Origin of the sequence: Prosthecobacter sp. (genome assembly GCF_029946185.1) — a bacterium.
In the GTDB taxonomy this organism is placed as follows: domain Bacteria; phylum Verrucomicrobiota; class Verrucomicrobiia; order Verrucomicrobiales; family Verrucomicrobiaceae; genus Prosthecobacter.
Map to the genome: position 1 here is coordinate 13,099 of NZ_JAQSEA010000073.1, position 24,766 is coordinate 37,864.

The window sequence follows — 24,766 nt, forward strand, 5'->3', positions numbered from 1 at the left end:
TCACTGCTCAGTCTCAGACAACTTCGCCGCTTCCCGCTTCAAAATGCGTCCCACTCGGTGCTTCGCCAAATACACCTGCGCCGCATTCACCCCCAGCTCCTTCTTCACGCGTTCAGGGCTCCAGCCCTTGATCACGTAGCAAGAGAAAATCTGGAACTGACGTGGAGACACCAGCGCACGCACCCGGCGCAGCGCCAGATCCATCACCTTGTCCTGCCATTCCTTTTCCCACAGCTTTTCAAGCGCCACCCCATTCGGATCAGCACAGCGGTCGATCGGTGCCGTGCGCCGTTCATCCGTCTCATCCGCATACAGATTCGCCTCGCGGCTCTGCTGCTTCTTGCGCCGGCGGAACTGATCCAGAATGCGCCACCGCGCTTGATTCAACAGGAACGATTTGAAGGAGCCCAGGCTCGTGTCGAACTTCTTCTTCTGCAGATTCTTCGCCACGCCGATGAAAGTCTCCTGCACCACATCACTTGCCTCATCATCACTCAGGCCCGTCTTGCGCGCGACGTGGAAGACAAAACCCGAGTAGGTCCGGTAGAACTCATCCCAGCTCGCCCAGTCATCCCAGTTGTCCAATTTTTCAATGAGCGTCTTCCGGGTCGGGGGCGATCCAGAGGTCTCCTTCAGGAGTTCTTCAGTTTCAGCGACTTTGGGGAGGTCGGACATGCGGAGAGTGATAGTAACGGCGGCTTGGGTGGTGGCAACGACGTTTTGTCATCCATACGATAGATTCTCCGCTGGGAAGGCGTATTGAAATGCCCTCCAAAAACCAACTCCGGCGCAACCACCCTTAATGCCGGTCAGACTTCCCATGCCAAAACATCGCCCCCTCCTGCCTGCCGTCGCGTTTCTCACGCTGCTGGCCTTGGGATTGAGCGCCTGCAGCACGGGCTTTTACAAAAAATGGGCGGACAAGGAGACCTATGGCATCCTGCGCAAAAAAGCCAGCAAGGTGCCAAACTCAGGGCAGGCGTTTCTAGACATCACCCCGCCGCCTCCGGTGAGGATGGAAGAACTCCGCAAAAACATGAAGAAAGAGGAGTTTCTGGGCGAACGGGCCTTCCTCGAAGAGAATGCACGTGTGGTCAGTCTGGCAGAGGCCTTGAACTTTGCGGTGCATCGCAATCGCCCCTACCTGCTGCAGAAAGAAACGGTTTACCTGACCGCGCTCAATCTCACGCTCGTCCGGCAGCAGTACGGCCCCATCTTCGGCGGCAGTGGCTCCGCCACCAAGGCCAGCACAGACGCCATCACCGGCGTCAACAATCTGGTGCGCACCTCCACCCTGTCCACCACCGGCAACTTGGGCTTCTCCGCACTGACCCGCACCGGCACTCTGCTGGCAACGAACCTGACCACCAATTTTGTGCGCTTCTTCACCGGTGGAAAAGACGCCGGACTCTCCCAGCTCGGCTTCTCCCTGGCCCAGCCGTTGCTCAGCGGTGCCGGCTATCTTTCCGCCTCGGAAGTCCTGACGCAGAGCGAGCGCGCCGTGCTCTATGCCATTCGCAACTTTGCGCAGTATCGGAAACTTTTTGCTGTGGACATCGCCACCCAGTACTACGGCATCATCCAGTCACGCGAGACAGCGCGCAATGCCTACCTTGCCTTCAAGGCCTTTGATTTCGTGGTCGCCCGTGAGACCGCCATGCAGAAGGAAAATGCCAACAGCACCAAATCCTCCGTCTTCCGTCTGGTGCAGTCCCGCATTGTATTCGAGCGCTCATGGCTCAACGCCATCCGCGACTACGAGCAGGCGTTGGATGACCTCAAGGTCAATCTCGGCCTGCCAGTCACCGAGCGCCTCGTGGTTGACTACAAGGACAGAAGCGCCCTCCAGATCATCGAATCCTCCGGCACGCTGGATGAGGCCATCACCATCGCCATGACCAACCGCCTGGACCTCTGGAATTTCCGCGATCAGGTCGAGGACACCAGCCGGAAAGTCCTCATCGCAAAACAGCAGGCTCTCCCCAGCGTGAACGCCTTGGTGAATTACAACATGCTCGACAATCCTGACCGCAACGACTTCGCCCTCGTCCCCGGAAACAGGAACTACAGCATGGGGTTGAACGCCGACCTCAATCTCAATCAAAAGCCCGAGCGCAATCTGCTGCGTTCATCCATCGTCGCCGAGCAGCAGGCACGACGTGCGCTGGAGTTGTTTGAAGAAAACACCCGCAGTGACGTCCGCACCGGCTGGCGTGATTTGCAGCTCGCACGCAAACAGTATGACCTCGCCCGGCTCGGGCTGGACATCAGCACTCAGCGTCTGGAGGTCGAAGAAGCCTTCAATGCCGAAGGCCTCGGCTCCGCCATCAATCTGGTGGATGCTCAGCGCGACTTGAACACCACACGAAATCTCATGGTTTCCACCACCATCAACCATACTTTGGTGCGGCTGAGACTGTGGCGGGACATGGGCGTGCTCTTCATTGAGAAAGACGGCGGCTGGGTGGACGTATTGAACAAGGAGAAGCCTAAAGGAGAATGAAGAAAGGAAAATCCAACAAAGGAATCATCATCGCAGGCGTCAGCGCACTCGCTGTCATCGGCTGGTGGAGCATGTCCGGCGGTGGCGCCACAGCTGAAAAGATGCCAACGCGCATCGTGCAGCGTGGCCCGCTCGAGATCAGCGTGTTGCAAGGCGGAGAAATCCGTGCCCTGCATAACAATGAGGTGAAGAGCGAAATCGAAATCCCCACCAAAATTCTAAGCCTCATTCCAGAGGGCTATCTGATCACCGAAGAGGACGTCAAAGATGGCAAGGTTCTGATCGAACTCGACAGCACCGACCTCAAAACCAAGATCGAGACCCACGAGATCGACTTTCAGACCACGGTTTCAAACTACATCGACGCCGATGAGAATCGGGAGATCCAAAAAAGTGAAAATCAAACCTTGGTGCGCGACACCAAGCAGACCGCGATTTTTGCCCTCATGGACTTCGAGAAATATCTCGGTCGTGAAGTCACCGGTGCCATCCTGACAGCGGCGAAACTGCCGCCGGACGTGGAAGCCTTTGAGAAATATGCGGGCGTTCTTGAAACCCAGGCCAATACCCCGGTCAACTCGGAGGCGGCCCTTACTCAACGCAGCGCATCTTCCAAGCTGGGCGCAGTCAAGAAATCAGTCGTTACTCCTACCGTCAGTGAAATGATCGATTTCTCGCCTTTCCTCGAGCAGAAGGCTCAAAGCGACGGTGAAGCTCAGCAGAAGCTCCGGCAGTTGGAGGATAATCTGCTGCTGCACCGCTCTGAACTCGCTTTGGCCAAACAGAAGGTCGAATCCTCAAAGCGTCTGGCGGAGAAAAAATTCGTCACTGCCGCCCAGATGGAAAATGACCTCGTGAGTTACGACAAGGTGGAGCTCTCCGTGAAGACTTCGGAGACAGCGCTCGCCTTGTTTAAAAAATACGAGTTCAGCAAGCAGTGCGCCACCAACCTCGCCGCTTATCGTGAAGCCCTCAACAAGCTCCAGCGCACCATCCGCGCCAACCGCTCTCGCACGGCCCAGGCCGAGACCCGGTTCAGCACCGCCAAGCGGCGCTACGAAATGGAGCTCGCTCAGCGCGAAAACCTGGAGCTTCAGCTCAAGGCCTGCGTGATCAGAGCCCCGCAGCCCGGCCTCGTCGCCTACGGCGACTTGAACGCCAGCTCTTCCTACAACTACAACAACAGCATCGAGGAAGGGTCCACCGTCCGCCTCCGCCAGACCCTCCTCACCATTCCAGACATGAGCCAGATGGGCGTGCGCGTGAACGTGCATGAATCTCAGATGAAAAAGGTTCACATAGGTCAGCCAGTCAAAGTGCGTGTCGATGCCGAACCGGGCAAAGAACTCGATGGACGCGTCGCCGAACTTGCCGTTCTGCCGGACTCCAGCAGCAGCCGTTACACGCCCAATTTGAAGGTCTATCCCTGCACCATTCACATCAACGGCTACCACCCCTGGATGAAGCCAGGAATGAACGCCAAGGTCGAGATCATCGTCGATCAACTCGCAGACGTGCTCTACGTGCCCGTCCAGTCCATCGAGGTCGACCAAGATCATCATTTCTGCTACATCAGCAACAACGGCACCCTGGAACGCCGGGAGATCAGCACCGGACTCTTCAACGATGAATTCATCGAAGTCCGTGATGGTCTGCAGGGCGGCGAAGCCGTCGCCCTCGCACTCCCGAAGAAAGCTGAGGCCGACATGGGAGAGCAGGGCAAACCCGAGCCTGAGGCTGGCGCGCCCAAATCCAAACCCTCCAAGCCCAAGGATAAAGCCGTGGCACTGGCCACCCCGTGATGCCCCATCCTGATCCCATCATCAAGCTGGTGGACATCTGCAAGAGCTACCAGATGGGGGACATCACCCAGCACGTGCTGCAGGGAGTCTCACTTTCCATCTACCCCGGCGAATACGTCTGCATCATGGGTCCCTCCGGCTGCGGCAAGTCCACGCTGCTCAATGTCCTCGGCTGTCTCGATCAGCCCACCTCGGGAGATTACTACCTCGGCGGCCTCAACGTCGCTCATCTTGAGGACGATGACCTCTCCGCCGCACGGAACAAAAACCTAGGCTTCATCTTCCAGAGCTACAATCTCATCCAGCAGCTCAGCGTCATCGAGAACATCGCCGTGCCCATGTACTACGGCGGTGCCAAAGAGTCTGAAATGATCGAAACCGGCACCCGCCTCGCCACCCAGGTCGGGCTGGAGCACCGCCTCCACCACAAGCCCACCGAACTCTCCGGCGGCCAGCAGCAGCGCGTCGCCATCGCCCGCGCCCTCTCCAATAGTCCTCTCGTCATTCTCGCCGACGAAGCCACCGGAAACCTCGACTCCAAGTCCGGCAAAGAAATCCTCGATCTCTTCGACGACCTCAATCAGCAGGGCAAAACCCTCGTCTTCGTCACCCATGACGAGCGCATGGTCCAGCGCTGCACCCGCATCATCCGCCTCCGCGACGGCGTCATCGAGCACGACCAAGCCGGCGCCAAAGCCGACCGCCTCCGCGGCAAAGTCATCGGCCCCCACTACGGCCTCGCCGCCTGAACAAAGTAGTCCAGAGCTTCAGCTCGTTCTGGACGCCCATGGCCAAGCTTACGCATGAACAAATTTCAGGCCTCATGAACTCTCTCAAGGATCGGCAGCTATCGAGCCACCCAGCGCCGTATTGTAGTACCGGCTTTAGCCGGAATCCGGTCTGACAGACGTTACGGGCCGTTCATGCGTAAATCCTGGCCTGAGCCGCGTCCCGCACCCGTAGGATAGCCGTCTCGGCTGTCTTAGGCCGATGGCCTTCCTGCCCGTCGGTTTGACTGTCCGACGCGTTTTTCTCGGCATGATTACCGCCAACCCAGCGAGAAGTGGTCCGCACATTCCATGTGCGGTTCCTTCGCAGGCAGCAGCCGTGCCCTTCGTCCCCCGCCTTAGAGCATTTTAAATTATTATGTGTCCGATAAATCCAGTGCAGCGAAAGCGGTTCTCCCTCTCCCCGCCCCTGCCACACGATGACAATAAATCATTTTCTTCGGGGAACCGCAGCGTAGCGAAGATAGACTGCCGCAGGCAGCCCGCAGGGCGAACGCAGTGAGTCAAAGGGCCGGGGTGAGGGGGCGTGGCTTTATGTCCGCGCGATATGATGAATCAGAAAGGCTATATAATTATTTAAAAGGCTCTAAACTAGACCATACAGCTCTCCTACATAAGGTAAGAGCAGTGTTTGAGGCGCATGGCGTTTCGAGTTCGATGTCCGTACTTTCATTCAAAAAAGGATACGCATGCTGGCACTCGGTTAAGGATGTATATCGAGCTTGTCGGCGCACGACTCATCAGCACCAAAGGTGCGACCTATCTCAGCCCTGGGCAACGCCCAGGGTTCCCTGCAATCATTACCGGGAAGCAAACCCACCCCTCCGTCACATCCCATGCCTACCAGCAGCGTCTGCAATGAATCACCTCCACACACCTGCCGGGTCAGATCGAGCACCGCCACCTCCAAAATCCACGATGACAGGCCTTCACCGTGTGCCTTTTTGACGGGCATATACCAAGGTTCTCACGGCCCTTTTTCCTTATCTCACCATTTCAATCTTGCCAAAATCGACAATACCGTGGCATACCAAGCAATCACTCGGCGCCTCTCTGTAGGATAATTGAATGTTAGGCGTTTGTATCCGCACTCAATGACTAAAACCGAAGCACTTTCTCAGCACTCGTCTTACGTTGAGAACGCGCTCCGGCACGTTTTCCTCTCCGACTTATTCCGAGCTGTCTGGCAACGCGGCTACGCACAGAAGCTCCACATCTACAACAGCGAGGTGGACGATTCCGGTTTCGATTTGGTCGCCAGTCTCGGCAGTGTCGTTCGCCACATCCAGCTCAAGGCGACTCACTCCGATGGACGCGCTCGCAGCGTTTCCGCCCACACGGCGCTCGGTTCCGCGCAGGGCGGCTGCATCGTCTGGATGTCGTATCGTTCTTCTGATCTTGGCATCGAGCATTACCGTTTCTTCGGCGAGCCTGCTGGCGCGGCAATGCTCGACATTTCACAGCGACCCGCAGCACTCACTCAGCGCCGCGACATTCGCGGCCTGCGACGCGCACGAGTTCATCATCGCGTTATTCCACGCTCAGAGTTTTCCGGCGTGCTTACTGTTGATGAGCTTCTCGACGCACTCTTCCAATGACCGCAACGCCAAATCATGCGCTGCAACCAACGGGCGTGCACATCGCGGCACCTGCTTCCGCCACCGCCTTTCTGTCCACCATTCAAGTGCCGCGCCAGCCTCCAGCGTAGCTGAGCTTGAAGTTGTTAAGCCTCTCGCATCTCAACACTTCAAACTCATGAACCGCATATTTGGCATCACCGGATTCCTCGCAACGGGGACGACGATTTTCTGGGGCTGTTGCGTCATCGGGTTGCCCTGGCTTCTCAACTACAGTTCGCACAGCCCAATCATGCCACTCTGGGCTTGGATTTTGTGGGGCTCGATGGGCGCTATTGGCTTGGTCATCATCTTCGCATTCCTGCGTTGTTCTTTGAGGCATCACTGGATGGCGTTACGTCACGATTCCCGAATGCCACCCATCGCGTGGCGCGGCGTCTGCGGCGTTTACTTCCTGCTTATGCTCGCCTTGGCTCTCCCAGTCTTGGCAGGCGACCCGTCCGGCACGCATCAAGCGGAGGTTTACCTCTACATAGGTTTGGTGGGCTGCTGCCTAGCGCTCGGTGCTCTTGCAGTCAGACGAGGCTTTTTTCCAGATTCATCCCGCCCCGAGTTACCGCTCGGCTGGTATTACCCCGATGCCGATGACGCGCAGCGCCTTATCGCCGAGTTCCAGAGAGAATTAACGCGGGGACACCTTCTCGACGGAGTTCCAGTCGAGGCGTTCGCATGGCGCGAGGGTGCTACTGACGATGTTCTCTTTCATCACCGCAACCAGCCCGGCCGTTTTACGGTCATTCATCTATCATGGCTTGGAAGCACCGAAATCAATGCACAGCATCCGACAGTGGAATTCGATGGCACCTTTGCCGAGTTCCTTGCTGACGACGAACGCATAATGAATTTCCTTCGCAATGAAGCCAAAACCCGCAACGCCTAATGAGGCGCTACAGCGTGTCGCAACGACTGTCACGGCTACTGCTTTCCCCCAACCCCTAAAATCCCCACTCGCTTTTCCCCCCACCCCCAGCAATCATCCCACCCATGGCTCAATACTCTGTCCAACCCGGCGACAATCCCACCAAGATCGCCAAGTCCTTTGGCATGACCCTCGCGCAGTTTCAGAAACTGAACCCCGGCCTCGTCGAATGGGGCACCGGCAACTGGAAGGTGCTCTTCCCCGGACAGATCGTCAACGTCAACGGCGTCGTCACCGGCCTGCCGCCTGAGACCACCGCCAGCGCCCCGACCAGTTTCGCCGCGCCGCCGCCATGGATGCAAATGGCCATCATGGAGGTCGGCGTCCAGGAGTGGGCAGGAGCGGCGGACAACCCCCGCATCCTCGAATACCTGAAGAGCTGCGGCATCGGCGGCAGCCTGCTGCACGATGAAACCGCCTGGTGCGCCGCCTTCGTGAACTGGTGCGTGCTGCGCTCCGGCTACCGCCCGCAAGGCAGCGCCAAAGTCTCCGATTGGTGGAGCTGGGGCCGCCCCGTCGCCGCCACATATGGAGCGATCTGCATCCTGCAGCCCCTTACCGTCGATCAGGCCAGCAGCGGTCACATCGGCTTCCTGCACGCGCAGGACGCCACCAACGTTTGGCTCCTCAGCGGCAACTCAAAAAATCAGGTGCGCATCTCCGCGTATCCCAAGACCAAGCTCATCCACAACGCCCCCTATCGCTGGCCGTTTTGAGTCAGGGGGAAGCAGCGTCCAGAGAGCAGGCTCTGTAAAGTAGCCTTGTTGCGCTGTGCAACAAGGGCATGGGATTCCTTGTTCGGCAGGAATATGGCTTCGTTGCTTCGCCTGCAGCGATGCGTCGTGGAAGTAGCCTTGTTGCGGCGCAACAAGTTACAATGGGCACAAGGCTGCCTGGCTTCGCTCGATTCGAGCCTCAACGCTCCGTCGGCTCGCGCATGAGTTTGAGCAGGCGGGAGCGATCCACGGGGGGCGTGGGGGCGGCGGGTTTGGGCGCTGGAGGAGGGGTGTCTTTGACGGCAACGGGGGCAGGCTTGGCTGCGGTTGGCGCACTGGCTTTCGCAGCGGCGGGCTTGGGCTTGGGGGCGAAGTCGGCGGCGGACATCTTGGGCTTGGCGGGAGCACGGGTGACTTTCTTGGGCATGGCAGGTGGCACGGCGGCTGCCTTGAGGCGGGCTCTTTCGTCGGCTCTCGCTCTTTCTTCAGCGACCTTGGCTTGGGCGTCAGCTTTCTTTTTGGCCATCGCATCCGCCAGCATCTGTTCCTTGTCGGCCTTTGCCTTGGCTTCATTCTTCATGGCCTCAGCCTCAGCAGTGGCTCTTTCACTCTCAGCTTTCGCCTGGGTCATCGCTTCCCGCTCAGCCTTTTCGGCTTCAGCCTTGGCATTCGCTTTAGCTTCTTTTTCCGCCAGAGCCAGGGACCTGGCCTGAGCCGTAGCTTCAGCTTTTGCATTCGCTTTGGCTTCTTTCTCCGCGAGAGCTAGGGCCTTGGCCTGAGCTTTGGTTTCGGCTTTCGCCTTCGCCTCAGATTCCTCCGCAACCAGAGCCTCGGCTTTCGCCTGGGCCTTGGCTTCAGCGAGTTTCTGCGCCTCGCTTTCTTTCGCAGCTTTCGCTTCGGCCTCGGCTTTCAGAGCGGCTTCGTCCACGGCGGCGGCAATGCCTCGAACGGCATGCGGGCCTTCTGGCTGGATGGCGCTGCCATCGATCCGGATCTTGGTAGATTCGTCCTCACCAAGGTAGAGACGGTCATTCTTTTTGACGGTCGATCTACCGCTGACCTCAGAAAACTCCGGAGTGATCGAAATCTCGGAAGCCTGCGCGTAAATCGGCGGGTTGATATCCTTCACCAGCAGGGCGCCACCAGTGGCGTGGTGGGTTTCACGCCCCCACTGATCCCGGGTGGTTTCGATCTTCTGGGCGTAAAGGCGAACGGAGCCAGTCTTGCGCGTGGCGCGATATTGCTTGCTCAGTGCCTCGGCGGAAAGCTGGAACTCCGCAGGTTCAGGAGCGGTGGAAACGCTGCAACTGCTGAGACTTATGGCGGCGGCAAGAAGGCCGAGGCGGAAGAATGTCATGACTGGATTGAAAGAAGCTTGAAAATACGGATGGCCTCCCATTTCGCCCATTATTTGCCAGAACGCAAATACGCGACGATGTCGGCCACTTCTTGGGCGTTCAGCCCCAGTTGTGTGGCGCTGAGCATCATGCTGTAGTTCAGCTTCTTCCGGCTCTTGATGCGGGAGCGGGCCACGTATTGATTCTGCCCGCCCATGCTGCGGATGATCATGATGTCACCTTCAGTAAGGATCATCCCGTGGATGGTCACGCCGTCCTTGGTCACGATTTCCTGACCCTCGTAGCCGTGGGCGATGTCCTTGCTCGGCTCAATCAGCGCCTGCGCGATGATTTCGCTAGGCTGGCTGCGGCCCCAGCCGTCGAGATTCGGTCCAAATTCGACTCCTTGGCCGTTGATCTGATGGCACATCACACAACGTGTGACCAACTGCGCGCCATTTTTGGCGTTGCCCGTCAGCTTGATCACTTCATCAAGCTTCACCGTATTGGGGATCGCCGCCGGAGTGACGATGGTCACCAGCTTGGCACTTTCAGGATCAAAGATACCCTCCTTCTTCAAAGCCTCGGCAATACCGAAAGTGGACCAGTCATCCGTGCTGCGCTTGATGAGCCACCACATGATGTCTGCATGAATAGGTGACTCTTTATCTTTGGCCAGTCCGAGCACAGCCTGTGCCGCACTGGCCTCCGGAATGAACGCCAGGGTGTCGAGCGCGAACTTCCGTTGTTCCGCGGAGAGCTTGCCATTGGCGGCTCTTTTTGCCAGATCCGACACAGCCGCAGCAGGGTGCAGCCGCCAGGTGATGTGCGCAAAATCATCGCTCCACGCACCCACAGGCTTCAGCGCAGTCCACACAGCCTCTTCTTTGCCCTCACAGCCAATGCCCCAGGCTTCCAGCAAAGAACGGTCACCACCGTCGATATGGTGCGAAAGCTTGCACAGCAGTGCCACGCTTTGCGCCGCCGGAACATCCCGCAGCGCCACCGCGACCTCACTGCGCACCATCGGCGAAAGATCGGTGGTCAAATTGCTGAGAATATCAATCAAATCACTGCTGGCCGCACGAATGGCACGCAGTGCAACCAGGCGCTTCGTAGCATCCTCAGACTCCAACCAAACCCGTGCCGAAATAAGCCCAGGCTCACCAAGCTGAGCCAGCAGCCACACCGCACGCGCGGCGATGTAAGGATTCGCATTTTCACGCAACTGGAGGACGGCGGGCATATTCACATCCCCAGCAGCCCTCAGCCGGGCAAAAGCCACCTGACGAACATTCGTTGCAGGCGATTGCAACGCAGCGAGCTGCCCTGCAACAGTATCCAGTTTGAGCTCCGGAATCTTCGATTTGAACCCCTTCGGCGCGATACGGTAAATCGTGCCGCTGCAGCTTTCATCCGTGTCCTGATGCCCGCCCGTGCGTTTGTCGAACCAGTCGCTGATGTAGATCGCACCATCAGCACCCACGCAGACATCCGAAGGACGGAAAAGCGTGTGACGTTCATCGGAAAGGTTGTTGGCACCGCCCACGAAATCACTGCCCTTGAACACGCCCGTGGTGTTCGTGGTGCAGAAGTCGAAGCGCTCCAGCTTGAAGCCTGCGCCGTCCGGTTTTGGCAGGTAGCCAAACACCACGTTGCGTCCGGTTTCGCAGCTTAGCAGCAAACCGTCCCATTTTTCACCTAGCGCACCGTTTTCATAGAAGCACATGCCGGTTGGCGCACCGCCGCCATAAACGTCCCCAGCAGGGATGCTGCCAGGATCTTCCTGCCGCCATTCAGCGGTGGGAATGCTCTGCCCCGGGCGTTTGTCGGCGCGCCACTGGCGTTTGCCGTCACGTGAGAAAAAACCAAAACTGCCGCCTTCGATGAGATGGCTCACGCGGCAGGCGGGCGGATCGTCGTTGTCGTTGAGAAACATGTCGCCGTAGCTGTTGCGCACTCCTTCAAAGCTGTTCCGATAATTGTAGCCCAGGATGCGCGCATTGTGGCCGTCGGCATCGATGCTGGCGGTAAAGCCACCGACATAGACGTGCCCGTCGTCACTTTTGGCTCCGGCATAGGGATTGTTCAGGTAGGCCCCGCCGATGCGGAAGGTGTTGCCGCTCTTGTCGCTGAATTCCGCGCCGCAGTTGCCATTGCTGAAATACAGACGTCCATCAGGCCCGGCGTACACGCTGTGCAGGCTGTGGTCATGCTGCGGCTGCTCAAAGCCGCTGAGGAAGACCTCGCGTTTGTCGATGGCGGGATCGAATTTCAAGTCGCGGTCCACATCGGTGTATTTGATGATGTTTGGCGCGTTGGAGACAAAGATGACGTTGTCGAACACGGCCACTCCCAGCGGGCATTCGAGTTCCTTTTCGCGCACGAAGACATGGCTGCTGTCGCATTTCCCATCGCCATCGGTGTCCTGCAGCACGCGCACACAGTCACCCTCACGGCTGCGGCCGGAGTGGCGGCGGTAGTTCACGCCTTCGGTGACCCAGACGCGGCCTGCGTGGTCGATGTCCATATTCGCCGGATTGAACAGCTGCGGGGAGGTGGCCCAGACGGTGATTTCAAAACCTTCGGGAACTTTGAACGCGCTGGGTTCAAGGTGATCCGGCTTCACCTTCGTGGGATCGAATGCCGGAGTTTCCGGATCAGGGGTGAAGGCGGGTTTCCCGGTGACGAAAGGTCCTTTGTCTTTTTTGCCCTTGGCGGGTTTGTCCGGGGCTGCGGACATGAAGGCAAACGGCGCGACCAAGGCGAGAACGACGAGGAGGTGGGGACGGTTGGGCATGATTGGGGGGCTGAAGGAACGGCCGGAATGCCGTGATCTTACGGGGAGACACCGTGCCCGCTTCCCGTCAGTTCTGGCGGTAAATGACCACCACATCCGAGGAGGGGCCGCTGGGGGAGAAGTCATTGCCAAAACCGACCGTCTGCACGTTGGCGGCGTCGAGGCCGAGTTCGATCAGACGCTGCCGCACCGCCAGGGCACGGCGTTCTGAGAGGGAGCGGGCGTGATCCGGTGGCAGATTCGGCACCGTGTAGCCAGCGATCAGCAGGCGGGCCTTCTTATTCTTGAGCATCTCCTGCGCCAAGCCGTTCAGAGCCTGCTGATGCGCGGCGGTGAGCTGAAAGTCAGCATGATCGAACACCAGGGCAGGGCATGCAGGCTTGAGGCTGCCATTCAGCGGGGAGCTGAAGCCATCCCTTGGGCCTAGGGCATAGACGACTGCCTCAGAGGATGGATTGCGAAAAAACGCAGGCATTTTCATGCTGCCGCAAGAGGTCATGAGGCAGCTCAACAGGGTGCTCGAAAGAATGGCGGCATTGCGGTTCATCATTGGCGGGGCGGCATTCATCAGCTGGGCTCAGCGCATCCAGCGCGGTTCGGAGATGTGGCCATAACCGCGCAGAATGGAACGACGGTTGCCGCTGCGAAGATCATGTACAAAGAGTTCGCCGTGCTGAACGTAGGTGATGAAATGTCCGTTGGGGCTCCATGACGGATGCTCCGCTCCGCCAGCCTGCACCACCTGCACGCCGCCATTGGGATAGGACTTGATGGCGACGGTCCATTCACCGCTGGTGCGCGTGGTGAAGGCGATCTGTCGGCCATCGGGCGACCATTCAGGATCCGTGCAAAAGTGGTAGCCGGTGCGCCAGCGAAACAGGCGCGAGGCTGCACCTTCCTTCTGCGGTACTTCGACAATGTACAGCTTTGGCCCGTCTCCATCATCACTGGAAAAGACGATCTGACGACCATCCGGATGCCAGGAAGGGCTGGAGGGTGCGCCGACGGAATCGCTCACACAGGCGGCGGTGTTTGTGTTGAGGTCGCTTACAAAAATTTCAGGATTGCCGATGAAGCTCATCACTGCGGCGAGGTGAGTGCCATCCGGCGAGAATGCCGAGCCAAAGCTGCTGCCGGGGGTGTCCGTCACGCCGCGCTCCCAGCCGACATTCAGATCCAGCAGACGGATGATGGGGAATCCAGTGCGATAGCTGGTGAAGGCGATCATGGATGAATCCGGCGAGAGCGAGGGGGACACTGCGGCATGTTTGTCGTGGGTGACCTGATGTACTTCTCCGCCTTCGGCATCGCAGACGTAGATCTGGCGCTTGCCGCTCACATTGCTCACAAAGACGATGCGGCTGGTGGCCAGTCCCGGTCTGCCGGTGATGGTGTAAATGACATCGTCGGTGAGCGCCTTGAGGTTTTCATCGAGACCAGGAGCGGCATAGCTGCGCTGAAAGAGATCTTTGCCTTTGCCATCACGCAGCTTGCCGGTGACACGTCCGCCTGAGGAAGTGCCCTCGACCTGGTAGTCGGCTTTTTCGTCCGCACCGGCGACGAAGAACTCGCGTGAGTCCAGAAGCTCCTGGCGCAGGGCCTGCTGGGCACTGGCACCCGTGCCGCCGGAGAATGTTCCCACGCGGATGCGCGGCATGATCTTCTTTGGCTCCTCGGTTTTGCTTTTGCCACCCCCGAAGCTGAGCAGGCCGCGCAGTCTGTCCATGACGCCAGCCTCCGCCCGCGTGCCGTGGCACAGGACGAGGGTGAAAATGAAAAGAAGCGCGCGGGCGTTCATGCGGGGGTTCAGGGCAGCAGTAGGAAGTTCAGTTCCAGATCGTAGCTGTCTTTAGAGTAATTAGAAGGCAGGGTTGTGGAAATATTTTTCACTTTTGATGCGGCCTCGAGAATGGACTGGTCCAGAACGTGAGAGGTGGAAAACTTGCTCATTTGCGCTTTTATGACCGCGCCGTCTCTGCCGATGGAGATGTTCAACCGCCCTGCGCGCTGGCCGTCGGGCACGCTTTCGATGGGCGGGGCGGTCCAGCCGATGAGGAATGCCGCAATGACCGCTTCATCGATGGCATCGAGATCCACCTCTGCCGTGGATGGGGTTGCACTGTTGGGGGGGGGAGTCGCCGATGGACGAAAGGCGTTAAGCCGGGCGACGTCAATCAGCGTCGGGTTGGTCATCGGTGGGACGGTGGCACCGAACAGCGCGGGTCCGGTACGCTTTTCAGGAGCTCTGCGCAGCGTGATGCTGCGATTGGCGGAAGGCTTTGGATCCGGCCCGGCAGAGCCAGCGAACAGAGGGGCACCCGTAGTGTTTGGCACAGGCTCCATCTGGTGCTGCTGGGGCGGGGCGGCGATAAGCGTGGCTTTCTGTACTAGAGCATCACCCGCAGGCTTGACGGGCGCGACCTCAGGCGGCTTCTGGCCCGCCTTGAGGGCAGCGGCTGCCACTTTGGACCGAGGCACAGCAGTGGGCGGTGGTTCCTGCGACTTGAAATCCCCAGGATTCATCCATGCAAGCTGTGCGCTCTTGGCATCCCGCTGGGGACTGCCGACATTCTGCCACCACCACCAGACCCCAAACACGGCGGCCAGATGCAGCGAAACGATGACAATCATCGCTGCCGAAATGGGCTCCAGCGTCGTGGGACGTTTACGTTTCATCTTCAATCAAGGGGCGTCGGCATGGGTCGTGACGGCGGTTTTCTGAATGCCTGCGGCTTCAAGCAATTGCATCGTTTCCACCAGTTGCTGCACGGGCAGGTCACGATGCATGCGCACTTCGATGCCGATGCCGGAGTTGCGCTGGACGATTTGTTTTAAAGAAACGGGCAGATCGGTGCGTGCGAGCATCGCGCCATTCAATGTGACGGACTGGTCATTGTTCACCAGCAGCGTCATCGTTTCCGTGGGCGCAGAGATCTTGGAGGGCTGAGCAAGGGGCGCTGCGGCAGTCAGCATGGCTTTGTCTGCCTTCAGCAGGGGAGCGGCCAGCAAAAAAACAAACAGCAGCACCAGCACCAAATCCATCAGCGGAGTGATGCTGATCTCGGTGATGAGACGGAGCTGATGCCTGTTGGAGTGGCGTTTCATGCGCGGGTTTGCACTGACTGCATAGACGAGGGCAGGGGGGAGGTGCTGGCACCGGAGAAGGCAGGCATCGAAGGGCTGCCCATCGAGCTCATGCTAGGGAGTGCTTCGTTGCTGAAGCGATGGTCCACAAAGGTGCGGTCAAAGCCCGCATTGAGCTCGCTGGCGAAGTTGTCGAGCCGCACCACCATGCCTCGGATGCGATTTACCAGAGCATTGTAGCCGATCATGCTTGGGATGGCGACCAGCAGGCCCAGTACTGTGGTGACCAGCGCGGTGGTTATGCCCGGTGCTAGGGTGGCAATAGTAGCGGTGCTGCTGGCAGACATCATGGTGCTGAAGGTGTCCAGGATGCCCCACACCGTGCCCAGCAGCCCGAGAAACGGTGCGCTGCTCAGGGTGGTGGCCACCCAGTTCATGCGGGCCTCCAGCCGCAGTGCCGCCTCTGCCACGCTGCGCTCCATGGCGACTTGCACCGCATTCATCTGCGAGGGCGTGATGCGGCCCGCGCCTTGCAGACGTGCGGCAAAGGTGGTGCCCGGCTCGTCTTCTCCCAGGAGGTACCAGGACATCTCACGGCAGGCTGCATGGTAGATGTGGTAAAAGGAGGAAAACTCATGCGGCTCCCGCTGTTGATACAGCTCCAGCGCATGATTGCTCTCGCGGTACTCGCGGAGGAAGGACAGGTTGGCCTTGTGCACGCGGGAGAGCAGGAAGTGCTTGCTCAGGATCACCGCCCAGCTTGTGATCGAAAACAGCGCGAGGAGACCGCAGATGATCCAGCAGGTCAGATTACTGTGTTCAAGGCCATACTGCAGGCCGGGCGAGAGAAAGGATTCCATGGGCGGCATTGCGTGAGAAGGAGTTGGTGGTAGTTAAAAGACCTTAACAGTCGGGCGTCAACCCGGGAGTGCGAGGAGAATGAGGAGGGAGTCTGCTCCTGCGGCCTGCGTTTCGCCGGTAGGTTCTGTACCATCCCAAGGGTGGCAGACAAAAGCCGATAGGCAGCGCCGCTTGGGATCATCCCCCGCCGAATACGAAGCGCTTCTTGCACCCGGCCCGTTTCTTGCTTCCCTCGGTCTTTCAACTCACCCCCATACTCCAAAGATGCCCGTAGCCACACCCGCCCAGTACCGTGCCATGCTTGATGCCGCCCAGAAGGGTGGTTATGCCTACCCAGCGATCAACGTCACCTCCATCACGACCATCAACGGCGCGCTGAAGGCCTTCGCTGAATCCAAATCCGACGGCATCATCCAGGTTTCCACGGGCGGCGGCGAATTTGCCTCCGGCACCTCCCTCAAAGACCAGGCCTTTGGCGCCATCGTGCTCGCCGAAGCGACCCATCGCCTCGCGGAGAAGTACAACATCCTCGTCGGCCTGCACACCGACCACTGCCAGCCGAAGAAGGTGGACAGTTTCCTCAAGCCCCTCATCGCTGAAACCGCCAAGCGCCGCGCTGCGGGCCTCAATAACCTTTTCCAGAGCCACATGCTCGACGCCTCGGAACTGCCGCTGGCCGAAAACATGCGCCTTTCCAAGGAGCTCCTGGCTGAGTGTGTGAAGCACGAAATCATCCTCGAAGTGGAAGCCGGCGTCGTCGGTGGTGAAGAAGACGGGCACGACACCAGCGGTGTCGCCGCCGACAAGCTCTACACCTCGCCTGAAGACATGCTGGAAGTGTATGAGACCCTCAGCGGCATCGGCCGCTTCATGTTTGCTGCCACCTTTGGCAACGTGCATGGCACCTACAAGCCTGGCGCTGTGAAGCTCAAGCCAACCATCCTGCGCGATGGCCAAGCTGCTGTCACCGCCAAGCACGGTGCCAAGTCTGAGATGGACCTCGTCTTTCACGGCGGTTCCGGCTCCCTCCTTGAAGAAATCCGCGAGACCCTCGGCTACGGCGTGGTGAAGATGAACATCGACACGGACACCCAGTATGCCTTCACCCGCCCGATCGTGGACCACATGATGAAGAACTACGCTGGCGTCCTCAAGATCGATGGCGAAGTGGGTGACAAGAAGACCTACGACCCACGCAGCTACCTCAAAAAGGGCGAGCAGGGCCTTTGCGACCGCATGAAGGAAGCTTGCAATGATTTGCTGAGCACTGGAAAGACGATCTTCGGCACGGTGTAAACCACGCCGGATTTATTGAGCACATTCTGGAAGGCAGCGTCAAAGGCGCTGCCTTCCGCATTTTACCACCTTTTATCGAACTAACGTGAAATCCCATCTCCCGAACCATCCCATGCAGATCTATCTCATCCGCCATGGTGAGGTTGAGGAGAAGTATCACAAGGTGTTTGGGGGTTCGCGGATTGACATGGGGCTTTCGCCGCTGGGAGTGCGGATGGGTGAGGCGGTGGCGACGTGGCTGAAGGACACGAAACTGGAGGCGATCTACGCCAGCCCGATGCTGCGCGTGCAGCAGACGCTGGCGCCGCTGGCGAAGCAGAGCGGCCTAAAGCCGGAGCTGATGCCGGGACTGATGGAGATCGATTTCGGTGACTGGACCGGAAGCCGCTGGGATGAGGTGCAGACGAACTTCAACGCGAGTGCGTTTGACTGGCTGGAGATCATCGAGAACAACGGGATCGCGAATGGCGAAAGCATCGACAGCCTGAAGGAGCGGGTGCAGGAGTGCCTGTTACGCATCATCCGGGCACACCCGCACCAAAAGGTGGCGATCTTTTGTCACGGGGGCATCATTCGCGTTATGATCGCGCTGCTGCTGGGAATGCCGCTGAAGAACATGGCGTTTTTCAACATCGAGTACGGCAGCATCAGCGTGGTGGAACTGCTGCCGGAGCGGAAGCACGCGGTGGAGGTTGAGCTGCTGAACTATCAGCCGCCGGTGGCGAAGTAGCCCAGTTGCGCTGCAACTGGCGGAGCGCGGAATTTTTCTGCAGCACTCCGCGAATGCCCCAAGTGCCGAAGTTGCTCTGCCATTTCTTGAGGCTGATGATTCTCTCTGATTGCGACGCCACAGCGTGGAGTACCCACGCCGAGCACGAGCGAACTGGTGCGGAGTAAATTCCGCGCTTCATTCCCGAGCCGTTAGTAGTTGAGCGGCTTCAGCTCGGGCAGGATGAACTGGCCGTCTTTGCGAATGAGCTTGCCGTCGAAGTGGATTTCTCCGCCGCCGTATTCAGGCCGCTGGATGTTGACGAGGTCCCAGTGGACCTGGCTGCGGTTGCCGTTGTCGGCGACGCCTTCGTAGGCCTGGCCGGGGGTGAAGTGGAAACTGCCGGCGATTTTTTCGTCGAAGAGGATGTCGCGCATCGGCTCTTTGATTTCGCGGTTAAAGGCGATGGCGAACTCGCCGATGTAGCGGGCACCTTCGTCGCTATCGAGGATCTTGTTGATGGCGGGAGTGTTGTTGGCCGTGGCGCTGACGATCTTGCCCTTGTTGAACTCAAGCTTCACGCTGTCGAAAGCGATGCCTTGGTAAATGGTGGGCGCGTTGTAGCTGATGACGCCTTCGACGCTGTCCTTGACGGGAGCGCTGAACACTTCGCCGTCGGGGATGTTGTGGCTGCCGCCGCAGGGGATGGCCTTGAGGCCCTTGAGTTTGAAGCTCAGATCGGTGCCGGGACCGGTGATGTGGACATGCTGGGTCTTGTCCATGAGCTTTTTCAATGCCTTCATGGCAGGCAGGAGGGCGGCGTAGTCGAGGAGGCAGACGCGGAAGAAGAAGTCTTCAAAAGCCTGGGTGCTCATGCCGGCCTGCTGGGCCATGGAGGCGGTGGGCCAGCGCAGGACGACCCAGCGGCTGTTGTTCACGCGCTCGTTCTGCACCGGGCGCAGCTGGGACATGACGAGCTTCATTTTCTCCGGCGGCACGTCGGCGGCTTCGGTGATGTTGTGGCTGCCGCGCACGGCGATGTAGCAGTCGGTCTGCTTCATCAAGGCGAGGTTGTTTTCCGCGATGATGTCGTACTGCTTTTCGGTGGCATGGATCATCTGCTCACGGGTGAGCACGGCGTCATTGATGCGGACCATGGGCAGACCGCCGACGGCGACGACTTCGCGGATGAGGCTCTGGCCGACGGTGTTGGGCACATCAAAGAGATCGATCCAGACGAGGTCGCCTTTTTTGACCTTGGTGGAATAGCGGACAAGCTGGCGTGAGAGGGCGTCAATTCGTGGATCGTGCATGATTGGCGGGACTGTGGCGGAAAAGACACGCACTGGCAAAAGGGAAAATCGAGGGAATACTGGCTGCATGCGCTTTCTGCTGATCCCTCTCATTGGTGTGCTGAGCCATTCTTTGACCTTTGCCCAGTCTCCGGAGTGGGTCAAAGAACTCACGCCAGGCACTGCCGGAACCTACAGGAAAGTGCCGCCATGCAAGCTGACTTTTGACATCGGCTGGAGTCATGTGATGACGGCGGGGCAAGCCACGCTGACGGTGCGTGAGGCGGGAGAATTCTGGCGTGCGGATGCCACCGCCGCGAGCACCGGCCTGGCGCGGAAGCTCTGGAAGTACGACTGTGAGATGACCTCCATCATGCATCGCGGTGATCTGCGGGCACACTTTCTGCAGCACCGTGAAACGGACAGTGAGGAGACCTGCCGCTATCGCGTGTCGTTTGAGCGGCAGCGGATCGTCACGGAGACGAAGGTGCAGCCGGTGAAGGGCGCTGAGAGCACTTCGACCACCGTGTGCTCCTATGGTCCCATGGATGACATTCTCTCCGTGATCCTCTACGTGCGCAGCCTGGAGCTGAAGAACGGGCAAAAGATCACGCGGGTGGTGCAGCCCTGGGATACGCCCTACCTGACGACGTTTGAGGTGCAGGGGCGTGAAACCATTGTGTATGGCGGGAAGAAGCAACCCTGCATCAAGCTGAGTCTGCAAATTCGAAAAATCGACCGCACGACGCTGGCCCTCAGTGCCTACAAGAAGATGAAGACGGCGACCATCTGGGTGTCGGATGATGAACTGCGCATTCCCATCGAGATGAATGCGAGTGTCTTTGTCGGGTTCATGTTCGCCCGCTTGAGTCAATTTGAACTGCTCAGCGGCAAGGATGCGGTGGGTTCTCTGCCTGCCAGCACCACGGTCAAACCACCGGTGCCTTGAATCAAGGGGCGGCTGGTGCTGCTTCGACGCTGATTTTGATGTCGTCGAAGAAGACAGGCTCGCCTGAAAAGGGAGTGGCCCAGATGGCGCATTTGCCCTGGCCTTTGAGGTTCTTGTCCTCGTGCTTGATCAGCGGCTCGGAGGGCTCTGCGGCATCGGCAGGCCAGGCTTTGCCTGTGATGGTCCAGGCATCACCGGCACCCTTTTTGGCTTCGAGTTTGACCTTCACCCAAACTTCGCTGGTCCAGGCAAAGGGCACGGTGGCCAGCGTCTGGTCGTTCTTCATCAGATCGAGAGACTTCTTGGCTGGATTGACGATGAGGCGGTGGCCGCTCATACCATGCACGCTGACGCCGAAGCGCGGCGTGCTGCGGCCGCGCTTGAGAGCGAGAATGCGGGACTCAATGCTGGCATTGCCACTGGCGGAGACGGCGAGCTGGGCGCTGGCGTCCGTGATGGGATTGGGATCAATGACGATGGCTTTGTTGCCATCACGCGCAGCGATCTTGATGGTGCCATCTACGACGAAGACTTCCTGCGGCGGCTCACCTTCGGCCCAGTCGTCAACCTTGATGTCGAAGGATTGAAGCTGCTGGGCGTGAAGAGAGCAGGCGGTGAACAGGCTGGCGGCAAGAAGCAGTCGTTTCATGGTGGGGTGAAACGAAACTGCGTTAGCGCACTGGTTCTTTCAGCAGCGCGAGGGCTTCGAGCGCGGAGGCGTCTTCATGGACCACGGCTGCAAGACTGCGGGCGATGGCGGCGGGATTTTTGTGCTGCCAGACGTTGCGACCGATGGCGATGCCAGCGGCTCCGGCGTCCATGGCGTCTTCGACCATTTTCAGGAGGCCGGCGTCGTCTCCCATGGCGGCTCCGCCGAGGATGATGACGGGTACGAAGCTCTGCGCCACGATGCGGCGGAAGTCGTCCACCGTGCCGTTGATGGGGTAGGGGGTCTTCACGACATCCGCGCCGAGTTCCGCAGCGAGGCGGACGGCGAAGCTGATGTTTTCCACGGTGTACTTTTCCGGAGAGCCGAGCGCATAGGGCAGGGATTCCAAGATAACAGGAATGTCCGTGTCGAGACTGAGGCGGATGAGGTCAGCGCATTCCTGGAAGTTGGCCTTCTCATAGTTGGAGAAGGGGTAGAGCATGTTCATCACGGCATTCGCGCCGACCATTTCCGCCTCCTCGACGCCAAAGACGCCGATGCTGCCAGCGCCTTCGCCTGTGGTGCGGGTGTTATAGACGTCGGTGCGCAGGATGATGCCCTTGCCCGCGAGACTGTCGGCCGCACGCAGGGCGACGCCGAGGTTCATGACGTAGCCATCGACGAACTCGTTGACCTGGTCGATGAGTTGAAAAGGATTTTCCAAACCAGGCACGGGAATGGCGCAACCGTGGTCGATGGGAAGGATGACGGTTTTGCCGTTGCGAAAGAGGGATTCGAGATTTTCCTGGCGGTTCATGGAGTCGGGATTTGGAATGAAACGTTCCTTCGCAGCGATGCGCGCCGCGTGCAATCCAAAATCCAGTCGGTTAGGCGCACCGCCTTAACGGTTGCCGCTCAGGGCCTGACTTTTGACCTTCTCGATTTCGCGGTTGGAACTCTGCTGTTCGCGCTCAAAGCGTGTTTTGCCACGTTTGTGATCCCTCACGAGGTCAATCGTCCAGAAAGCTCCGCTAAGGCCAGTTATCAGCAGGAGCAGGAACAGCGTGAAGCAGATGAAGGACATCTGGCGCTCCTGCCCTCTTCGCTGCTCGCGGTGAGAATCAACATCAAGTGCTCCCAGCAAATCCATCCACCAGAGCCGCCAGACGCTGGGATCGCGCGCAACGTTCAATACCCAGAAACTGATGAACAGTGCTAGGATGGAGACGATGGCGAGACTGGTGGGCATACTTTACCAAATTATGCCCAAAGACATGCAATCAATGTCGTTTTCAGCTGATGTAGCGGCTTCAACTCACCAGTTTTTGATCCATTTCACTGACACTGTCGGGTCGTTCAACGTGCTGATGCTTTGTTTGGTGGTGTTTTGCTCATCTTCTGAATATGACCAGAGGTCATACGTCGTGTTGATCGTGGTGGGTGCGGTATCGGTATTGGTGTTGGTGCCATTTGCACCATTAACGGCGGCTGGAATTGCCGCTTTGAGGTATTGAAAGGGGTGTCCAAAGCCATCGATGATGATGTAGGTGGAGCCTTTTCGGGTGTAGATGGTCTGGGGGATTTCGACCAGCATTTTGTTTTTGATCTCCGAGAGTCCTTCCACTTTACCATCCGATGAGGCTCCAGATCCGCCGCCGGAGGAGTCGGAAGATGCTGAGGTGACACCCTTGATCTGGTCATAACCGTCACCGGTCAGCGCCTGATAGAGGCAGGAAGCCCCAGAGGTGTCATAGGTGGATACGCCGGGAGGGAACTGAACCATTTGATTGGACCCTGCCGGCTGTGGGTACTCGCCGAATTCGGTACTGTAACGTTCAAGGGCGAGTTTGATCGCCTCAAAGGTTCCTGTGGTGAGGCGCCGTTTGGATGAGCGCATGGCAAAGGTGTATCCACCCAAGGTCAGTGCGGCCAGCATCGAGATGATGGTGACGACGATGAGCATCTCCACCAAGGTGAAGGCGCGCGTGCGTGAATGAGATGCGAAGCGAGTTGTTTTCATGACTCCAAGAATGTGTGGGTGGTGGGCTGGCTTAGCCGCCAGCGCCGCCACTGAGGTTTTTGATCACGTCGATAAGCGGGAGGAAGAGGGCCATGACGATCACGCCCACGACGACGGCGAGCACGACGATCATCAGCGGCTCCAGCATGGAGGTGAGAGCGGAGACGGAATTGTCCACTTCGTCTTCATAAACGTCGGCGATTTTCAGGAGCATCTCGGGGAGCTGGCCGGTTTCCTCACCCACATCGACCATGGAGATCACCATGGGAGGGAATACGCCGCTGGACTCAAGCGGTGCCACCATGGACTCACCTTCTTTGACGGCATCATGCACCTTGGTGATGGCGTCGGAAATGATGGTGTTGCCGGCGGTGTCGCGGGTGATGTTCAAGGCCTGCAAGATAGGCACGCCGGAGGTCACCAGCGTTCCGAGAGTACGGGTGAAGCGTGAAATGGCCGTTTTGCTCTGGACATCGCCGAAGAGCGGAAGCTTGAGCTTGGCGCGGTCGATCCACCGGCGTCCGCCTTTGGTGGCGGCCATCATCCGCCAGCCCACAACGATCGCGATTATGCCGAATACTTGATACCAGATGTAATCGTACATGGTACGACTGAACCCGATGACGAATTTAGTCAGAGCCGGCAGCTTGTCCTTGCTGCCCAGCATGTCTTCAAAGATGGTTTCAAAGCGTGGTACGATGACCAGCATGAGAAAGACCATGATGGCTGCGGCGATGAACATGACGATGATGGGGTAAACCATCGCCGCGACAATCTTGTTTTTGAGCTTTTGGGCCTTTTCCTGGTATTCGGCAAGACGGTTGAGCACGAGCTCAAGCACACCGCCAAGTTCACCGGCTTTCACCATGTTGACGTAGAGCTTGTTGAAGATGCGCGGGTACTGCTGCAAACTTTCGGAAAAGGTGCTGCCGGTCTGCACATTGTCAGCCAGAGTGTTGATTGTCCCCTTCATCACCAGATTGGGCTCCTGACGGCCAAGCACGGTGAGACCACGCAGCAAGGGCAGGCCTGCGTCGATGAGCGTCGCAAGCTGGCGCGTGAAAATCATCAGGCTCTTGCTTTTCACCTTGGCATTCACACCAACTTTGACGGTCTTCGTTTTGCCCTTCGTCGTTGCTTTAGCGCGTTTCTTGATGGCTGCCGACTGCCCCTGGCCTTCGGCGGCGACGCTGGTCGGATAGAGGCCGGTCTGGCGCAGTTGATTGATGGCATCTGCCTCAGAGGCAGCATCAAGTTCTCCGGCGGTTTCCTGTCCGTTCTGATCCAGGGCGATGTATTGAAACGTGGGCATAGGGCGTATCTTGGCGGCGTTTGTTCAGGCTAATTTTAGAATACCGGGACGGCGGGCATTCTGTCCATCAAATAATGTGCAGGGATGCACTC

The 24,766-nt window shown here is 58.6% G+C and carries 23 protein-coding genes; 9 read left to right on the forward strand and 14 right to left on the reverse strand.

From position 1 onward, the window contains the following. The gene (locus PSV43_RS05240) at positions 1-675 is read right to left on the reverse strand and encodes a sigma-70 family RNA polymerase sigma factor (protein WP_300194482.1); all 675 of its coding nucleotides are present in this window, start codon (positions 673-675) and stop codon (positions 1-3) included. Positions 676-820: 145 nt separating this feature from the next. On the opposite strand from PSV43_RS05240, the gene PSV43_RS05245 reads away from it, so the two are divergent. From PSV43_RS05245 to PSV43_RS05270, 6 genes are all read left to right on the forward strand, one after another. Next, positions 821-2,503 carry a TolC family protein gene (locus PSV43_RS05245; protein ID WP_300194483.1) on the forward strand — a complete coding sequence of 561 codons (1,683 nt, stop codon included), beginning with the start codon at positions 821-823 and terminating at the stop codon, positions 2,501-2,503. Next, positions 2,500-4,305, forward strand: a complete 1,806-nt coding sequence (locus PSV43_RS05250; protein ID WP_300194484.1) for an efflux RND transporter periplasmic adaptor subunit — start codon at positions 2,500-2,502, stop codon at positions 4,303-4,305. The genes PSV43_RS05245 and PSV43_RS05250 overlap by 4 nt, the downstream gene beginning before the upstream one ends. Next, on the forward strand, positions 4,305-5,054 hold the full coding sequence (locus PSV43_RS05255; RefSeq protein WP_300194522.1) for an ABC transporter ATP-binding protein: 750 nt from the start codon (positions 4,305-4,307) through the stop codon (positions 5,052-5,054). The genes PSV43_RS05250 and PSV43_RS05255 overlap by 1 nt, the downstream gene beginning before the upstream one ends. Positions 5,055-6,187: 1,133 nt before the next feature. Beyond that, positions 6,188-6,691, forward strand: coding sequence for a hypothetical protein (locus PSV43_RS05260; protein WP_300194485.1), 504 nt, complete (start codon positions 6,188-6,190; stop codon positions 6,689-6,691). A gap of 157 nt (positions 6,692-6,848) precedes the next feature. Beyond that, positions 6,849-7,610: a hypothetical protein gene (locus PSV43_RS05265; protein ID WP_300194486.1), complete on the forward strand. Its 762-nt coding sequence runs from the start codon at positions 6,849-6,851 to the stop codon at positions 7,608-7,610. 104 nt (positions 7,611-7,714) lie between these two features. Continuing rightward, a complete protein-coding gene (locus PSV43_RS05270; protein ID WP_300194487.1) occupies positions 7,715-8,365 on the forward strand; it encodes a LysM peptidoglycan-binding domain-containing protein in 651 nt (216 codons plus the stop codon). 199 nt (positions 8,366-8,564) lie between these two features. Here PSV43_RS05270 and PSV43_RS05275 read toward each other — a convergent pair whose 3' ends face one another. The 7 genes from PSV43_RS05275 to PSV43_RS05305 all read right to left on the reverse strand — a co-directional run bounded on the left by PSV43_RS05275 (position 8,565) and on the right by PSV43_RS05305 (position 16,446). Beyond that, positions 8,565-9,722: a hypothetical protein gene (locus PSV43_RS05275; RefSeq protein WP_300194488.1), complete on the reverse strand. Its 1,158-nt coding sequence runs from the start codon at positions 9,720-9,722 to the stop codon at positions 8,565-8,567. Between the two features lie 50 nt (positions 9,723-9,772). Further along, positions 9,773-12,502, reverse strand: a complete 2,730-nt coding sequence (locus PSV43_RS05280; RefSeq protein WP_300194489.1) for a PVC-type heme-binding CxxCH protein — start codon at positions 12,500-12,502, stop codon at positions 9,773-9,775. A 67-nt stretch (positions 12,503-12,569) separates the two neighbouring features. After that, entirely contained in the window at positions 12,570-13,070 is a 501-nt protein-coding gene (locus tag PSV43_RS05285) for an OmpA family protein (protein ID WP_300194490.1), read from the reverse strand. A gap of 9 nt (positions 13,071-13,079) precedes the next feature. Then, positions 13,080-14,300, reverse strand: coding sequence for a hypothetical protein (locus PSV43_RS05290; RefSeq protein ID WP_300194491.1), 1,221 nt, complete (start codon positions 14,298-14,300; stop codon positions 13,080-13,082). Between the two features lie 8 nt (positions 14,301-14,308). Beyond that, positions 14,309-15,178, reverse strand: a complete 870-nt coding sequence (locus PSV43_RS05295) for a hypothetical protein (protein ID WP_300194492.1) — start codon at positions 15,176-15,178, stop codon at positions 14,309-14,311. A 6-nt stretch (positions 15,179-15,184) separates the two neighbouring features. Next, a complete protein-coding gene (locus PSV43_RS05300) occupies positions 15,185-15,607 on the reverse strand; it encodes a biopolymer transporter ExbD (protein ID WP_300194493.1) in 423 nt (140 codons plus the stop codon). Continuing rightward, entirely contained in the window at positions 15,604-16,446 is an 843-nt protein-coding gene (locus tag PSV43_RS05305; RefSeq protein WP_300194494.1) for a MotA/TolQ/ExbB proton channel family protein, read from the reverse strand. The genes PSV43_RS05300 and PSV43_RS05305 overlap by 4 nt, the downstream gene beginning before the upstream one ends. A 265-nt stretch (positions 16,447-16,711) precedes the next feature. Between PSV43_RS05305 and fbaA the strand changes: the two genes are divergently transcribed. Both fbaA and PSV43_RS05315 read left to right on the forward strand, forming a co-directional pair. Next, a complete protein-coding gene (gene fbaA / locus PSV43_RS05310) occupies positions 16,712-17,743 on the forward strand; it encodes a class II fructose-bisphosphate aldolase (protein ID WP_300194495.1) in 1,032 nt (343 codons plus the stop codon). Positions 17,744-17,828: 85 nt separating this feature from the next. After that, positions 17,829-18,473, forward strand: a complete 645-nt coding sequence (locus tag PSV43_RS05315; RefSeq protein WP_300194496.1) for a histidine phosphatase family protein — start codon at positions 17,829-17,831, stop codon at positions 18,471-18,473. A 191-nt stretch (positions 18,474-18,664) separates the two neighbouring features. Here the strand turns inward: PSV43_RS05315 and PSV43_RS05320 are convergent, their stop codons facing one another. Further along, the gene (locus PSV43_RS05320; RefSeq protein ID WP_300194497.1) at positions 18,665-19,765 is read right to left on the reverse strand and encodes an aminopeptidase; all 1,101 of its coding nucleotides are present in this window, start codon (positions 19,763-19,765) and stop codon (positions 18,665-18,667) included. Between the two features lie 67 nt (positions 19,766-19,832). On the opposite strand from PSV43_RS05320, the gene PSV43_RS05325 reads away from it, so the two are divergent. Then, positions 19,833-20,693, forward strand: coding sequence for a DUF3108 domain-containing protein (locus PSV43_RS05325; RefSeq protein ID WP_300194498.1), 861 nt, complete (start codon positions 19,833-19,835; stop codon positions 20,691-20,693). 1 nt (position 20,694) lies between these two features. Here PSV43_RS05325 and PSV43_RS05330 read toward each other — a convergent pair whose 3' ends face one another. From PSV43_RS05330 to PSV43_RS05350, 5 genes are all read right to left on the reverse strand, one after another. Then, positions 20,695-21,342, reverse strand: a complete 648-nt coding sequence (locus tag PSV43_RS05330) for a hypothetical protein (protein WP_300194499.1) — start codon at positions 21,340-21,342, stop codon at positions 20,695-20,697. A gap of 22 nt (positions 21,343-21,364) precedes the next feature. Then, complete coding sequence (locus PSV43_RS05335) at positions 21,365-22,159, reverse strand: hypothetical protein (protein WP_300194500.1); 795 nt, start codon at positions 22,157-22,159, stop codon at positions 21,365-21,367. An 84-nt stretch (positions 22,160-22,243) separates the two neighbouring features. Then, positions 22,244-22,591 (reverse strand): hypothetical protein, encoded by a 348-nt coding sequence (locus tag PSV43_RS05340; protein WP_300194501.1) that lies wholly within the window; start codon positions 22,589-22,591, stop codon positions 22,244-22,246. A 66-nt stretch (positions 22,592-22,657) separates the two neighbouring features. After that, positions 22,658-23,362, reverse strand: a complete 705-nt coding sequence (locus tag PSV43_RS05345; protein ID WP_300194502.1) for a type II secretion system protein — start codon at positions 23,360-23,362, stop codon at positions 22,658-22,660. Positions 23,363-23,393: 31 nt separating this feature from the next. Beyond that, a complete protein-coding gene (locus PSV43_RS05350) occupies positions 23,394-24,674 on the reverse strand; it encodes a type II secretion system F family protein (RefSeq protein WP_300194503.1) in 1,281 nt (426 codons plus the stop codon). Positions 24,675-24,766: the final 92 nt, after the last annotated feature.